The organism is Methylophilus sp. QUAN (assembly GCF_015354445.1).
GTDB lineage: Bacteria > Pseudomonadota > Gammaproteobacteria > Burkholderiales > Methylophilaceae > Methylophilus.
The window spans coordinates 429115-444883 of record NZ_JADKYT010000002.1 but is presented as its reverse complement, the minus strand read 5'-3'; the positions used below and the strand labels follow the sequence as shown (position 1 = coordinate 444883).

The following is a 15769-nucleotide window of genomic DNA, read 5'->3' as shown; positions in this document are numbered from 1 at the left end:
AATTAGCGCTCGGTTAGTGCGTAAGATTTAGCTTTTAACACTGGTTTTAATAAGTAGGACAGCACTGTTTTTTTCCCGGTCAGAATATCAACCTGTGCCACCATGCCGGGAATAATCGGCAAGTGGTCGCCCAGATTATTCTTGTCTGTTCTTACCTTAACGACATAATATGCATTACCTTTATCGTCTATGGTGGAATCTGCTGCAATATCTTCCACTGCGCCATCCAAACTGCCATAAATCGTGTAGTCATAAGCAGTCAACTTAATCACCGCAGGCTGCTGCGGGCGGATAAACGCAATATCCTTGGTTTGCACTTTGGCTTCAATTACCAGCGCATCATCAGAAGGCACCACCTCCATGACTTCCTTGCCGGGCTGAATCACGCCACCTACGGTGTTGTAATACAGCTTGCTGACTTTACCGTTAACGGGTGACGTCAAAGTAGATTGTTTTACTTTATCTGACAGTGCGAGACTGGATTGCGTCAGGCTATTAATTTTGGCGGTGGTTTCGTTCAAGTCCGTACGAATTTTGCTCAGGAACGACTGTTGTGCTTCTGACACTTTACGTCGGGCTTCAGAAATCGCTGCAGTTAAACGCCCCATCTGCGCCGACGCCTGATCAATATCCCCTTTCGCACGATTGGCATCACGTTCCAGCCTTAAGATCTCTATCTCTGATACCGCGCCACTATTTAATAAGGGACGATTGGCCGCCAGTTCTTTACTGGTGGAATCATAAGTTTTAATCGCCACTTCTTTCTTAAACTGCACCTCAGACAGTTCACGCTCGCGCTGTGACAACTGATCCCTGGCGATATTGATCTGTGAGTTGAGCTCATCCCTGGCGGCATTAAACAATTGCAATTCTTGCAAGTAAGTATCAGGCGTTTTTTGCTGTACTTCGCTGGGAGGATTAAAACTGCCGCCATTGGCCAACGCTTTCAGGCGCGCCTCTTTGGCTTTGAGGGATAAATACTGGCTTTCATTTTCTTTTAATGAAGAAATAGCCCGTGTTTCATCAATCTTGATCAAAGGCTGACCCCGTTTTACGGTATCCCCCAACTGCACCATGATATCGACCACGATACCGCCATCCAGTGACTGCACAACCTGTATCTGGCGAGACGGAATCACACGCCCTTCGCCCCGGGTGACTTCGTCCACCTTGGCGACACTGGCCCAGACCAGTAGCACCAGCAAAATCCCCAAAATACCGTACATAATCAGTTTCGCATGCAACATGGTGTCTTCTATCATCACATCATGTGCTTGCTCGGACCAGGTGCGTGATTCAGCGGTCTCGGTTTTGATGACTTTGTCTACCAGGGCATGCACTGGCTTGCCTAGGCGCACCCAGATACTGTCCGGCTTGGTGACTTCACCTAATTGATCGAATATTTTTTTTGCCATATTGTTATCTCGCCTTACCTACTTTGCCGGCGCGCAGCGCAGCAGTGACGTCCTCTTTATTACCATCGGCAACCACCTGACCGGCATCAATCACTATCAGGCGTTCCGCCAGTTCCAGCATAGCGTTACGGTGACTGATCACAATCATGGTTTTATCAGCTGTGGCTTGGGCAATGTTGCGTTTAACGGTTTCCTCACCAGAGTGATCCATGGCACTGGTCGGCTCATCCAGCAACACAATTTGTGGTTGCGTCACAAAAGCCCGCGCAATGCCCACACCTTGGCGCTGGCCACCAGACAAGGTATCCCCGCGCTCGCCCACTTCCAGGTCAAAGCCTTTGGGATGCGCATTCACAAAATCTGCAATACCGCCAACCTGCGCAGCCTGCAACACTGAATGATCATCTGCGTGGGGATGACGCAAGGTAATATTTTCACGCAATGAGCCATAAAACAAATGGTTATCTTGCTGGACATAGCCAATACTGCGGCGCAATTCAGCCGGATCAATCTGCCGCGCATCAATGCCATCAATCAGGATCGCGCCTTCGGTTGGCTGATACAGACCAAGAATCAGTTTATTAATGGTTGTTTTACCCGAGCCCATACGGCCAATCAGGCCAACGTGCTCACCTGGACGAATCCTGAAAGAGACCCGGTTCAAGGCCAACTCATCCGAGCCAGGATATTTAAAAGAAACATTTTTAAACTCGATTTCGCCCTTGAATGCTGGGCGGGATAGGAAATTAACCCCTTTGTTACGCTCCACCGGTTTACCCATCACCTCATCCAATGACTTCAATGAAGTCGCCGCGGTGTGATACTGCGTAAACAGACCTGCGATTTGCGAAATAGGTGCCAGGCCACGGCTGGTTAATTGCGAGCAGGCAATCAATCCCCCCATGGTTAAATCCCCATTCGAGATTAAATACACGCCTAAAATCACAATCGCAACACTAATAATTTGCTGCAAGGCATAGGTACCATTGGTAATAGAAGAGGACAATAGTTTGAGCTTGCTGCCGACTTCAGATAAAAACAGTGCGCTTTTTTCCCATTTGCCCTGCATCTGGCCTTCCACGCCCATGGACTTCACAGTTTCCAGGCCTACCAGGCTTTCAATCAGCGTGGCATTGCGCTGGGCGCTGGCCCGGTACATGGTTTCTGACAGGTCATGCATCTTGGTTTGCACGCTGAGAGAGTAAATCAATACAATCGCGCCACCAATCAATGCTGGCAACACCATATAAGGGTTAATCCAGGCAATGACGATCAGGAAAATAATGCCGAATGGCAAGTCGATCAGCGTCACTACGGTGGCGGAGGTAATAAAATCACGCACGCTTTCAAACGAGCGTAAGTTAGAGGCAAAAGAGCCGACAGAATTAGGCTTGGCTTCATAACGGGTGCCAAGTACTTTTTCCATGATTTGCGCACTGAGTTTTACATCAATACGTGCACTGGCCCAGTCCAGGAAATAAGCACGCATGGAGCGCAACAATAAATCGCCCAGCACAATCAGCGCAACACCAATGCCTAATACCCACAATGTTTCTACCGCCTTGTTTGGCACCACGCGGTCATACACATTCATGGTAAACAGTGGCATGGCCAAGGCAAAAATATTGATCAGCAAGGCTGCAACCATCACATCGCGGTAAATGCCCTTGTTCTCTGCCAATGTCCCCCAAAACCAGTGCCTGACTTTGACCCGCCCCACTTCTGGAGTCCGCGCATCAAACATAAAGTTTTGCTTGGTGATCAAGGCATAACCAGTATATTCCGCCGCCAGGTCAGCCAGACTTATGGTCACGGCATCTGGCGACAAATCTGGGAATACCACCTGGGCAAAATGCTGGCTTTCATCTATTTTGATCAGTTGGCAGGCGCGGTGATTATTCAGCAGCAAAGTCACATCGGCCTGTGGTTGCAGCAATGTTGCAATCGCCCCCTGCTTCACTGTCACTTCCAGCCGCAAACGTTCAGCTGAGCGTTTAAACAATTCAGGATTAAGCTTGCCCCCTTCCAGCGGTAAGCCAGAAGTTAAAGCATCGCGGGTTGTTGCCAGTCGATTATGGCGACAGATATAAAGAAGACACTCGAGCAGAGCGTCTTTTGCGGTCTTATTAAAGTATGGCGTCGTTTCCATGGCAGATGACTTATTATTATCCTTATCTGAGTTAAATCAGTGACTGATTTACCGACTATTGATTGTATGGGGTGTTAAGCCATGTCAAAACGATGAGTATATGGCATAACACCCCGAAATTACAAAAATTGACACTTTCATTGACACTTTTATAGTGCACCAAATTGTAAATTTTCCTGCACAAAGGGGCCGGTCACCGCTTCAATACCGATTGCATTCAAGCTATCCAGCTCTTGCTGGTCTTGCACACCTTCGGCAATCGGCACAATACCCATGGTTCGTACCATCATGCACAAACCGCGCATGAGGGACTGTTGTTGCGGACGCAGGTGAATGTCACGGATGAGTGACGCATCAAACTTGATGTAATCCATGCCCAGTTCATGTAAATCACCCAATTGTGCCAGGCGAGTGGAGACATGCTCCATGCCGACCATGCAACCCAGGGATTTCACCAGGTGCACAAACTCTTTAAATTTTACAAAATCGCTGAATGCTGCTTCTTCCGCCACTTCAAAGCTTAACCGGGCTGGCGTTGCCACTGTCAGGATTAATGCTTGCAACTTATCTTTATATTCATCACTGCGCATAGCTGCCGCAGAAACGTTCACACTGAGGCTGGCATTGTTCTTCGTCAGCATATCAACAGCATATTCCAATGCCAGGCCGTCCAGTGTTTTGATCATATCGAGCTGGCTGGCCCAATCAATAAAAGCACCTGCAGCCAGCCATTGATCGCCTTCATCAATATGCAAACGCAATGGGCACTCGTAGTGATACAGCTGCTGGTCGCGCTGCATGACCGGGTAGCAGGCCAGCTTGATCTGCTTCTGTTCAATCGCCTGCAAGAACTGCTCTTTCCATTGATTGAGGTAGTTTTTCCTTGAAGTGACGATGCTATTGGCATTCATCACCCGCATAGGAATCGCCGCCTGATCTTCAGCCAGGTCGAGAATAAACTGCATCACACGATGAATATCGACAAAGTCATCGCCTTTTTTAGTTTTGGTATGTGTGACCACAAACTGGAACTGCAACAATTGCTGTGCCGCGTTCAGCTTTTCCAGCACCAGCTTGAGCTCGGTAGTGACAGCAAAATCATCCAGTGGCTGTCGGCTGAAAATACCGAACACGCCACCAGCCAGGCGACCACACACCACGTCCTGGTAATGTTCCATCTGCTGCTGCACGGCATCACCAACCTTTTTAATCAACTGGTTGGTCACGCTGTAGCCCATTTGCTTATCGATGTCAGGCAAGTTACGCAGTTGCACCAAAATCAACACACCTTCGACAAAGCCATCATTTTTGAGGGCAACCGAAGCAGTATTGGTGAAATGTGACTGGTTCATCAAACCGGTCACTTCATCGTAATTGATTTGCTGGTTAAAGGTATTCAGGCGCTCAGACTCTGCCGTCACCATGGATTTAACGCGGTCAGACAGCGTATTCATGGTGCGCACCAGTTTCTGGAACTCTTCTGTGGCAGGTTCTGCAATGGTGATGTACTTGCGCTCGCCCAAGGCTTCGGCTTGTGCAATCACGTCATCCAATGGTTTCAGGATACGTTTCAGCCAGAAGCCGGACACGACATAACTGAGCAAGGCGACAATCAATGTCCACAACACGGCATGACGTGAGGTTTCCCACAATTGGTCATAAGCCAGAGACGGCTCACTCTCCAGCTCCAAGGTGCCATATTGCTGCCAGCCGGACTGGATATTGGCCACGCCAGGCTGAATATTGACGGAAAACACCGACTGGAACCAAGCCGGGGCGATGGAGTGTGGATGGCGGTTCACCCGCTCGATCATCAGCTTATTGTCCGGCGAAATAATGGCAATGCGGCGATAGTGCCCCATATCAAACTGGGCGCTGATAATCAGCTCTACCGTGACATTGTCTTTCTGGATATTGGAAAGCGTAATCGCCAGCCCGTTGGCATTATCGTTATTCTTTTTTTGCAACTGCTCAGCCATATAGCGGTGGTCATCATAAACACCGAGGAACAGGCATCCTGCCGCCACCATTAAAATAATGACAGAAATTGCAATTCGTATCTGTTTTACCAAAGACATTTGAAAGCCCTCTTACTTTCCTGGGGTGGATTCGGCCATAACCCGCCGTGCGTGCCGGCTTTGCGCACTAGCCTAGCATTCCGCCTCCATAATAACCACATTTCTAACAGGTTTTTAATCATTCCAATCCGTCCTGTCGCATACGCGTCAACACATCACGCCATTTGGAGATATTGGAAGGGGATCCAGCGCGCATATTCGGGTTATTCGCCACGAACAAGCCTTTATCATTAAAACTGAAGACAGGAGACAAATCACCGCGCTTAGAGGCGGGCAATAATTCAAAATTGAGGTTATCGAGGACCAGTGGGTCACTGTTTGGCGTGGCATAGTAAGTCAACACCATATGTGGACGGATAGATCCGCTAGGCATGCGCGCCCTGACATAAGTCAGCCGTAACTTGTCTTGCGACACGCCCAGCTTTTTCAGCAAGGTATATTTGGCAATACTAAAATCTTCACAGTCACCCGCCCCTTTGCCAAAAGTTTCCAGCGGACTGGCCCAGTAATCTTCCATGCCCCACAGGGTAATATCATCCACAAACAATACGTGCTGATTGGTAAAGTCATTCACCATATGCACCTTGGTCATCTCGCTGGCACCCGCCACCTGGGCGAACATCTCATTCATGCGCATGACATTCTGGTAAGCCTCTTCGCCATAGCGTTGCCGAATTTTTTCCAGCATGGCCAGCACATAGTCATCCGCCAGCGTCTGCGTCCATAGCAGACTCAGTGCCAGGCATAAGCCTGTCAGCAGTCGAGCAATCAATGGCGATACGTGGCGTCTCATGTGAAATTCATTCCCAGTGAGCGATTATGTCACGGCTAAATCAAGCACAATTTACCAAACAAAGCGGTTTTAATCGACAAATTCAGCACGCGTTTACATTGCTGCCGTGAATGGCAAAACACATTCAACAAAGACAAGCGTGGCTGGATTGGGTAAAATATCGGCTTTTGAATCGATAAGTTTTTTACCCATGACGTCTCTCACCACGCTCAACGCCCTGTCTCCACTGGATGGCCGTTACCAGTCCAAACTCGATCCTTTACGCCCTTTCTTTAGTGAATATGCGTTGATCAAATACCGGGCACTGGTAGAAGTCGCATGGTTAAAAGCACTGAGCGCAGCACCTGAGTTGGCTGAAATTGCACCGTTCAGCCCAGAAACTATCGCCGAGCTGGATGCCGCCATCACGGCCTTTAGCGAAGCCGACGCCACTCAAGTAAAAGCGATTGAGGCACGTACTAATCACGACGTGAAAGCACTCGAATACTGGCTGAAAGAAAAATTTGACGGTAACCCTGAGATTAAAAAGGCCAGCGAATTTATTCACTTTGCCTGCACCTCGGAAGACATTAATAACCTGTCACATGCCTTGATGCTGAAATCTGCACGTGATGCGGTGATGCAACCTAACCTGCAAGCAGTGATTGCGCGCCTGACCGAGCTGGCACATGCGCTGGCTGACCAGCCTATGCTGTCACGCACACATGGCCAGACTGCCAGCCCATCTACCATGGGCAAAGAACTGGCTAACGTGGTCTACCGCCTGCAACGTCAATTCAAGCAACTGCATGCTAATGAAGTGTTAGGTAAAATCAACGGTGCCGTCGGTAACTTTAACGCGCACTTGTCTGCCTACCCTGACTTTGACTGGGAAGGCTTTGCCAAACGCTTTGTCGAATCACTGGGCCTGACCTATAACCCGATGACCATCCAGATTGAGCCACACGATTACATGGCTGAAATGTATGACACTTTGTCACGCATCAACACCATCTTGATTGACCTTAACCGCGACATCTGGGGCTATATCTCGGTCGGCTATTTCAAGCAAAAAGTCAAAGCCGGTGAAATCGGTTCTTCCACCATGCCGCACAAGGTTAACCCGATTGACTTTGAAAACTCTGAAGGCAACCTGGGCCTGGCCAACGCCGTATTGCGTCACTTGGCAGAAAAATTGCCTATCTCCCGCTGGCAGCGGGACCTGACTGACTCTACCGTACTGCGTAATATGGGCGTGGCATTTGGCTATACCTTGCTGGGTTACGACTCCTGCCTGCGCGGCCTGAACAAGCTGGAAGTCAATCCGCAACGCCTGCAAGAGGACCTGGATAATAGCTGGGAAGTATTGGCTGAGCCTATCCAGACCGTGATGCGTCGGTATGGCATTGAAAACCCTTATGAGCAACTCAAAGAACTGACGCGCGGCAAAGGTGGTATCAACCAACAATCACTGCATGCGTTTATCGAAACCTTGCAAATACCGGCCGAAGCCAAGCAAGCACTGCTGGCCCTCACGCCTGCAACTTATACCGGCAAGGCCAGTCAATTGGTGAAGCATATTTAAATAGTGTTGACTAAGTCGATTTGATCCGGGATTTTCTTGCTCATCATGTAAAACATCCCGCTTATGAACAGGCAGTAAACATCTTGTTTCGCTGCCTGTTCTGGGCAAACACCACGTGCAAGCAGTTAATGCACCTCATGCTGACTTTGCTGGCCCTTGTTTTGCTAGCACAGTCAACAACCTGCTATGCTCAAGACACGCTCTGGTTTGAGGTCAAACCAGGCACCAGCTACCAAACACGCTTTTCACTCGCCAACGATACGCCACCAGAAGATACCTCAGCACTGCGTGAGCTGCTGCAAAAACACCTGACCATCCACGAAGCCATGCAAAACCCGCGCATGAACGACAGTGAGTGGCGCCGATTAGTACAAAAAACCCCGCAAGAAATTGCCGACTTAGTGGCCACTGAAGGTTACTTTAAAACCAAAACCGTCACCGTCCAACCTAGCGTCAACCTGGCCGAATTTCATATCAGCCTGCCACCGCAAGCCAAAGTCAGTCAGGTTAACGTCTCGATCACTGGCGAAATCCAGCACCCCAGCCATCAATCTACATTAGAAGCCGCGCAGAAAAGCTGGCCACTGCCAGTGAACAGCACCTTTACCCAACAAGCCTGGAGTACTGCCAAGCGTGAGTTACTGGCCACCTTGCTGCGTGCAGAGTTTCCAAACGCCAAAATCACTACCTCGCAGGCCATGGTCAATCCACAGACCCAAGAAGTGTTGATTACCCTCGCCATGGATTCTGGGCCTGCGGTACGCATAGGCGAAGTCCGCATACATGGGCTACAACACTACAAAGAGTCGCTGGTGCGCCCGCTCAACACACTGAAAACTGGTGCACCCTATCGTCAATCCGATTTACTGACCTTACAAAACAGCTTTATGAGCACAGGTAAATTTCGCTCGGTGGACGTAGTTGCCAGGACGGAAGCACTCAATCCCGACCACAGTGCCGACATAGACGTCACTGTGCACGAAATGGAGCAGAACACCTTCCGCATTGGCGCAGGCGCCAGCACCAACACTGGCGCCCGTATCGTATTTAACTACACCGACCGCAACCTGTTTGACCGCGGCCTGTTATGGGATAGTAGCTTGCGGCTAGAACAGAAGCTGCAAGCCGTCACCTCCAACATCACCTTTCTCACCGATAACAAAGGCTACCGCGACAGCATACAAAACAGCGTGACACGCACAGACCTCGAAGGTCAGATCACCACTGCCGTGCAGAATGGTGTGCGCCGCTATTGGGGTCAGCCTGGCATTTTCGAGCAATATGTCGGCGCGAATCTGCTATATGAATTTTTAACCGTGGACGGCGAATCGTCGCAATTCAACAAGGCGGCCACACTGGCCTATGGCCTGAATGTGCGCAAACTGGATCATCCGCTGGCACCGACCAAAGGCTGGATACTAAACACCCAGTTCCAACTGGCACCGCTGGACAAGCTGTCTGACGGCCGCTTTCTGCAGTCACAAGCCAGGTTACAGGGTTTTTACCCACTGACACAATCCACGCAATGGCTGGGCCGCATTGAAGTTGGCACCGTCACCGGCGCGCGCAGTGTGCCTGCGACTTACTTATTCAGGGCGGGTGGCGACCAATCCGTGCGCGGTTACGCTTTCCAGTCACTCGGCGTTAAAGAAGCCGATGCGATTGTTGGCGGCCGCGTGCTACTGACTGGCAGCAGCGAAATTGTGCAATGGCTGACCTCATCCTGGGGCGCTGCCGTATTTGTCGATTTTGGTCATGCCGCCAATAGCTGGAAAGACTATGCCCCGGCCTTTGGTTATGGCCTGGGGGTACGCTGGCGCAGCCCGATTGGCCCGGTAGGCGTGGACGTTGCCTATGGCGAAGAAACCAAAGAATACCGTTTGCACTTTAACCTGGGCGTGAATTTCTGATGTCACTCGTAAACACATTCAAGCGCTTGCTCAAACTCACACTCACTGGTGTGCTTTGTTTATCGTTGATCATCACGCCACAAATGGTGTGGGCGGCAAATGTACTGCTGATGACCAGTTTAAAAGAATTTGAAACCGACCTCGGTAACGCAACACTCAAAGTGGAAGGCATAGATTCAAATATGCGCCTGGCGGTCACGCCCAAAGGCGAGCTCACCGTCTCGCAGTTTCGCGCCAAACAAATCACCTTGCGTTTTAAACCCACGACCGAGGTTACGCCAACGCCTCCAGCGGCAAAAATACCGCTACCAGCGCGTATCAACATTCCGCTGCCGTTTCACTTGCTCTCCGGCCAGATTGACCAGCTCACTATTATCCAGGGCACAAGCACTTCAGAGATTACACAGATTCAGTTTGACCTTGATGCCGACAATCAGGCCTTGCAATTCCGCATCGCACAAGCGCTGAGCCCGTGGGGCAAAGTCAGCACACATTTTCAAATGCAAAATGCCGCGCCCTTCGCGCTTAATGGCTGGATGGACATGCAACAACCACAAACCGAATTACCTTATCACCTGCGCACCGAACTACATGGTGATTTAACCCGGCTGGAGATTGCCGCCAACCATCACTACCAGCCAAAAGCCAGGCCATTTGCGATAGTGCCAGCCAGCGGGCAGACCGAAGACCTGCTGCAAATCAGCGCCAGTATTGGCCTGGATGAAACACGCAACAGCCATTTACTATTGCATCTACAACAGCTGCAAGCCAAGCATATCCATCCGCAACTGGCTGGCAAGGTGGATTTAAAAATTGTCGCCGATGGTAGCCTGACCGAACAAGGCCAGATGCTGGCAACCATAGACGCAGGAGACAGCCGCTTGCAGGGGCAGCCGCTGATTGTGCGTGGCAGTGCCAGCCTGCAAGGCACACAACTAATGAATATGGACTTGCTGGCGCAACTGGATAAAAACAAACTGACCATACAAGCGGGTAAAAACACCTCTACCGTGGAGGTCACCACGTTGTCATGGCAAGCCGAGCTCGCCAACCTGGCGCAACTGATGCCAGGCTTTGCAGGCCAGGTAAAAGGCACTGGCACGGTGCAACAGTCTGCCAGCGGCTTTGCAACCACCTATCAACTCTCTGGCCAGCAATTGCAGTTACCACAAGGCTTAACGTTAGCAGGCTTTGAGGCAGAGGGTCAGGCCACTGACCAGTCACAGGGCTCGCTCAAAAACCGGGTCAAGTTACGTGGTTTGTCACAGCAGAATGCGCGCGGCATCGATAGCCCCCCGATTGACGCCGAACTCAACCTGACAGGCACGCTGGCAAAACACCAATTGGCGCTCAAAGTGAATGATGCTGATCCGTTATTGCAGCGCAACCTGTTACTAGCGCTAGAGGGCAGTTGGCAAGCAAACACCTGGCAAGCACAACTCACGCAATTGCAAGATGCCAATGGCAAGGTCTTTCAACTGGCACAACCTGCCAGCCTGCAATGGCAAAATGAACAAGGCTTCCAGCTGCAAAACCTGGTCGCCAATGCCCTCTCAGGCCAACTGCAACTCGATCAGCTGCACTACCGCCCGGCCAAGGTCGCCGACCCGCTCACACAACAAGCAGCCGAAAAAGTGCAGTTCAGCAGCCAAGGCGCACTCAAGGCGTTCCCATTACAAGCGGTGATGGCATGGCTGGTACCCGAGCATTCAGAAGCCTTACCTGCAGACCATTTGCGTGTTTCGGCACAATGGAAGCTAGCGTTAGATGAACAACTGAACGGCGCACTGCACCTTGAGCGCGCCTCGGGCGACTGGCAAGCTTATGACAACAGCGAGGCACGCTGGCAAGGGCTGGGTATACAGACACTACTGGCAGATATCAAGGCGCAGAACAATCGCGTCAGTGTGCAAAGCAGCATACGCGCAGACACTGCGATAGATCTGCAATTTGCTGGCAACACCGTCGTCACACCTACGCAGAATGGCGTCGTGATTCAACGCTCAGCCCCGATCTCGGCACAACTCAAGGCCAACATTTCGCAACTAGGCTGGCTAGCCAAGCTTATGCCAGACATGCAGCCAGCCGGGCAATTAACCATAGATGCCCAGGCTAGCGGCATGATCGCTCAGCCACAATTACAAGGCAGCATTCAAGGCCAGGCGCTGGCCTTACAAGTCCCATCGCAAGGCCTATGGCTGGAACAAGGCAACCTGCATGCCATCCTATCAGGCGATCAGGTGAATATTGACCAACTACACTTTGCTGGCAAAAGTGGCGAACTCAATGGCAACGGCCAACTGGTGTTTAAAGACGATCACTGGCAACTGGATGCCGCCATGCAATTCAACAAGTTACAGGCCTTATCCCGGGTAGACCGTTGGGTACAACTGAGCGGCAATACCAACATCAGCATGACCAGTGGGCAAACCTTGCTCGGCGGCAAACTCAAGATACATAAAGGCCTGTTTGAACTGCCGAAAGCGGATAAGCCCAAACTGGACGAAGATGTCGTGATTGAATCACCGCAGGCCAGTCAACCCGAGCCAACCTCAAAACTGGTGTTTAACAACTTTGCACTCGATTTTGGCGACAAACCACTGGTATTACCTTTCAAGGAATCCGAACAATTCATGTTGCGTGGCCAAGGCTTAAATGGTGCACTGAGTGGCAATATGCAACTCAACGGCTTGCTGGACGAGCTGACCGCCGCAGGCACACTGGAAATCACCGGCACTTATATCGCCTACGGCCAGTCACTCAATATCGAAACCGGTCGCCTGATATTCAGCGGCAAACTGCCTAATATTGGCCTCGATGTGCTGGCGACAAGACAAGTGGAAAGTACCAAAGTCGGGATTCAAATCAATGGCAGCCTACAAACGCCGCAGCTTAAACTGGTCTCTACGCCTGATACCAGCAACGAGAATAAAATCTCACTGCTGGTACTGGGACAACCCATGTCACAAGTTGGCAGTAGCGATATGGCTTTATTATCAGTCGCCGCTGGCGCCTTGCTCTCCCAAGGCGATTCTGTCTCACTGCAAACCAAAATTGCACAAGCCGTTGGCTTGGATAGTATAGATGTTCGCGGCAGCGGACCGACCAATTACGCCGTCAGCGTCGGCAAACGCATTAACCGCAACCTGGTGGTTGGCTATGAAAAAAGCATTGTCGGCCTGTTAAATGTTGGTAAACTCACCTATCAACTGACCAAGCGCATCTCCATCGAAACTAGGACCGGCTCAGACAACGCGCTGGATGTGTTTTATGGATTTAGCTTTGACTAATCACGTATATTTTCTAAACAATGACCGAAATCCTGATTCTTTATTATTCACAAGGCGGCGCCGTCAAAGAGATGGCGCAATTAATTGCACGTGGCGTGGAAAGTGTTTCCGGGGCGACAGCGCGTGTACGCACCGTGCCTAAAGTGTCAGCCAACTGTGAAGCCACAGAGTCAGACATTCCAACGTCTGGCGCACCGTATGCCACCTTGCAGGACCTGGAAACATGTGCCGGACTGGCCTTGGGTAGCCCTACCCGCTTTGGTAATATGGCCGCGCCGATGAAATATTTTCTCGATGGCACGTCCGGCTTGTGGCTCAAGGGGGCACTGATTGGTAAACCAGCGGCGGTATTCACCTCCAGCGGCTCACTGCATGGCGGTAACGAAATGACGCTGATGACCATGATGATTCCGCTGATACACCACGGCATGCTGATGTTAGGCTTGCCTTATTCAGAACCCCAATTGGGTACTACCAAAACAGGTGGTACACCTTATGGCGCCAGTCATATTGGTGGCGCATTGGATGACCAGCCGATTTCGGATGATGAAAAAAAATTGTGTATGGCCTTGGGGAAACGCCTGGCCGAAACTGCACTCAAATTGCAATAACCGTTTTTCAGGAAAAGTACGCTATGTCTGCTGCCCTCGCCCATGAAGCCCGCCAATTCTTGTTTTCAACCCGCCATGCCATTTTATCGACGCACTCGATGAAATACCCCGGCTTTCCGTTTGGCTCGGTGGCGCCGTTTGTTTGCAACCAGCAAGCTGAGCCGGTAATCCTGATCAGCACGATTGCTGAGCATACCAAAAATATTCTGGAAAACCCGAAAGTCTCCTTGCTGGTGTTTTCTGGTGCCGATGATTTACAAGCTAATGCACGGCTAACCCTGATGGGCGAAGCGATTCATTGCGACAAACAGGATGAGGATTTGCGTGCGCGTTATTTACGCTATCTGCCTCAAGCAGCCAGTTACTTTGATATGCATGACTTTCATTTTTACCGCATCAAGATTGAGCAAGTACGCTATATTGCGGGCTTTGGCCGCATGGGCTGGTTTGAAGGCGATGCGCTCAATGACGACCTGGCTGACAGCATGCTGGCGGCACAGGAAGGCGGCATCGTCTCCCATATGAACGAAGACCATAAAGACAGCCTGCTGCAATATTGCCAGCATGTGCATGGCGTGACAGCCGACCATGCAGAAATGATCGGCCTGGATGCAGAAGGCTTTGATGTGCAATATCATCAGGGCGAAGAAACGCAAGGCCTGCTGCGTTTTCAGTTTGAACAGACGGTATTAAACGCGATGGACGCGCGTAAAGCACTGGTTGCCCTAGCACAAGCAGGTAGATCATGATTCCACGCATTTTATCCGTTAGCCGCAGCGCGGCCAGTATCAGCCTACTTGGCCTGATTGTGTTGTGCCTGGGTTGGGAGATTTTCTGGGCGCCTTTACGCGCAGGCGGTAGTTTGCTGTTTCTCAAAACACTGCCCTTACTGTTACCGCTATTTGGCATTTTACGCGGCAAACGTTATACCTATCAATGGTCAGGCATGCTGATTTTGTTTTACTTCACCGAAGGCGCGGTCAGGGCATGGTCAGAGACAGGTGTAGCGCGGTGGCTGGCCGTGGCAGAAGTCATCCTCAGCCTGATTTTCTTTGCCAGCGTGATTGCATATTCCAAATACACAGGCCGCAGTTACCAGCCTGCGTGAGATCGCTTTAGCAGCATCAATGCAGGTGCCATTTTCACTATAAATTCTTTCGTGCACGGACGCTGACAAGCCTGGTAAACCTTATATAATATCGGGCATGAGAATTCTGTTATCCAATGACGATGGCTACCTGGCACCAGGCCTGAACACACTTGCCAGCCACCTAAGCAAAATCGCTGATATTACGGTGGTGGCACCTGAGCGTAACCGTAGCGGTGCCAGCAACTCACTGACGCTAGACCGCCCATTGAGTGTCAAACAAGCCGCCAACGGTTTTTACTATGTCAACGGCACCCCTACTGACTGCGTACACATTGCCCTCACCGGCCTGATGCAAGACATGCCGGACATGGTGATTAGTGGCATCAATGATGGTGCCAACATGGGTGATGACACCATTTACTCAGGTACGGTGGCTGCCGCCACTGAAGGCTACTTGCTAGGCATTCCTTCGTTTGCCGTCTCCATGTCGCAGCACCAGCCAGCCCACTTTGAAACGGCGGCCAAAATCGTGGTCGACCTGGTCAAGCAATACAACCACAGCGAATTTACCGAGCCTACCCTGCTCAATATCAACGTGCCAGATCTGCCATTGCAAGAGATTAAGGGTCGTCAGATCACGCGCCTAGGCAAACGCCACAAGGCTGAGTCTGTGATTAAGCTGCAAACCCCGCGTGGTGAAACGGTTTACTGGGTAGGCGCCGCCGGACAACCCAATGATGGCGGTGAAGGCACTGACTTTCATGCCGTCGCACAAGGCTATGTTTCTATCTCCCCTATCCAGGTAGACCTGACCAAGCATTCGCAAATCGCAGCCATGCAACAATGGCTGCAAGCCAAGAATTAAGTAT

General features: G+C 50.8%; 11 protein-coding genes. 7 read left to right on the top strand and 4 right to left on the bottom strand.

Translation table 11 applies throughout. The features are described 5' to 3' along the window. Positions 1 to 2: 2 nt before the first annotated feature. From INP79_RS10655 to INP79_RS10640, 4 genes are all read right to left on the bottom strand, one after another. Positions 3 to 1415: an HlyD family type I secretion periplasmic adaptor subunit gene (locus tag INP79_RS10655; protein WP_194754251.1), complete on the bottom strand. Its 1413-nt coding sequence runs from the start codon at positions 1413 to 1415 to the stop codon at positions 3 to 5. A 4-nt stretch (positions 1416 to 1419) separates the two neighbouring features. Continuing rightward, the gene (locus tag INP79_RS10650; RefSeq protein WP_194754250.1) at positions 1420 to 3564 is read right to left on the bottom strand and encodes a type I secretion system permease/ATPase; all 2145 of its coding nucleotides are present in this window, start codon (positions 3562 to 3564) and stop codon (positions 1420 to 1422) included. A 149-nt stretch (positions 3565 to 3713) separates the two neighbouring features. Then, entirely contained in the window at positions 3714 to 5642 is a 1929-nt protein-coding gene (locus tag INP79_RS10645) for an EAL domain-containing protein (RefSeq protein WP_194754249.1), read from the bottom strand. Positions 5643 to 5760: 118 nt separating this feature from the next. After that, positions 5761 to 6435, bottom strand: a complete 675-nt coding sequence (locus tag INP79_RS10640) for a transglutaminase-like cysteine peptidase (RefSeq protein ID WP_194754248.1) — start codon at positions 6433 to 6435, stop codon at positions 5761 to 5763. 190 nt (positions 6436 to 6625) lie between these two features. On the opposite strand from INP79_RS10640, the gene purB reads away from it, so the two are divergent. The 7 genes from purB (at position 6626) to surE (ending at position 15765) form a co-directional block, all read left to right on the top strand. Then, a complete protein-coding gene (gene purB, locus INP79_RS10635) occupies positions 6626 to 7999 on the top strand; it encodes an adenylosuccinate lyase (protein WP_194754247.1) in 1374 nt (457 codons plus the stop codon). Between the two features lie 137 nt (positions 8000 to 8136). After that, positions 8137 to 9909: an autotransporter assembly complex family protein gene (locus INP79_RS10630; RefSeq protein ID WP_228519869.1), complete on the top strand. Its 1773-nt coding sequence runs from the start codon at positions 8137 to 8139 to the stop codon at positions 9907 to 9909. Next, positions 9909 to 13199: a translocation/assembly module TamB domain-containing protein gene (locus INP79_RS10625; RefSeq protein ID WP_194754246.1), complete on the top strand. Its 3291-nt coding sequence runs from the start codon at positions 9909 to 9911 to the stop codon at positions 13197 to 13199. Before INP79_RS10630 ends, INP79_RS10625 begins: the two co-directional genes overlap by 1 nt. Before the next feature lie 20 nt (positions 13200 to 13219). Further along, entirely contained in the window at positions 13220 to 13810 is a 591-nt protein-coding gene (gene wrbA / locus INP79_RS10620) for an NAD(P)H:quinone oxidoreductase (protein WP_194754245.1), read from the top strand. Positions 13811 to 13833: 23 nt separating this feature from the next. Beyond that, positions 13834 to 14559, top strand: coding sequence for a HugZ family protein (locus INP79_RS10615; protein WP_194754244.1), 726 nt, complete (start codon positions 13834 to 13836; stop codon positions 14557 to 14559). Then, a complete protein-coding gene (locus INP79_RS10610) occupies positions 14556 to 14918 on the top strand; it encodes a DUF2069 domain-containing protein (RefSeq protein WP_194754243.1) in 363 nt (120 codons plus the stop codon). The genes INP79_RS10615 and INP79_RS10610 overlap by 4 nt, the downstream gene beginning before the upstream one ends. A gap of 97 nt (positions 14919 to 15015) precedes the next feature. Next, positions 15016 to 15765, top strand: a complete 750-nt coding sequence (gene surE / locus INP79_RS10605) for a 5'/3'-nucleotidase SurE (protein WP_194754242.1) — start codon at positions 15016 to 15018, stop codon at positions 15763 to 15765. Positions 15766 to 15769 lie beyond the last annotated feature (4 nt).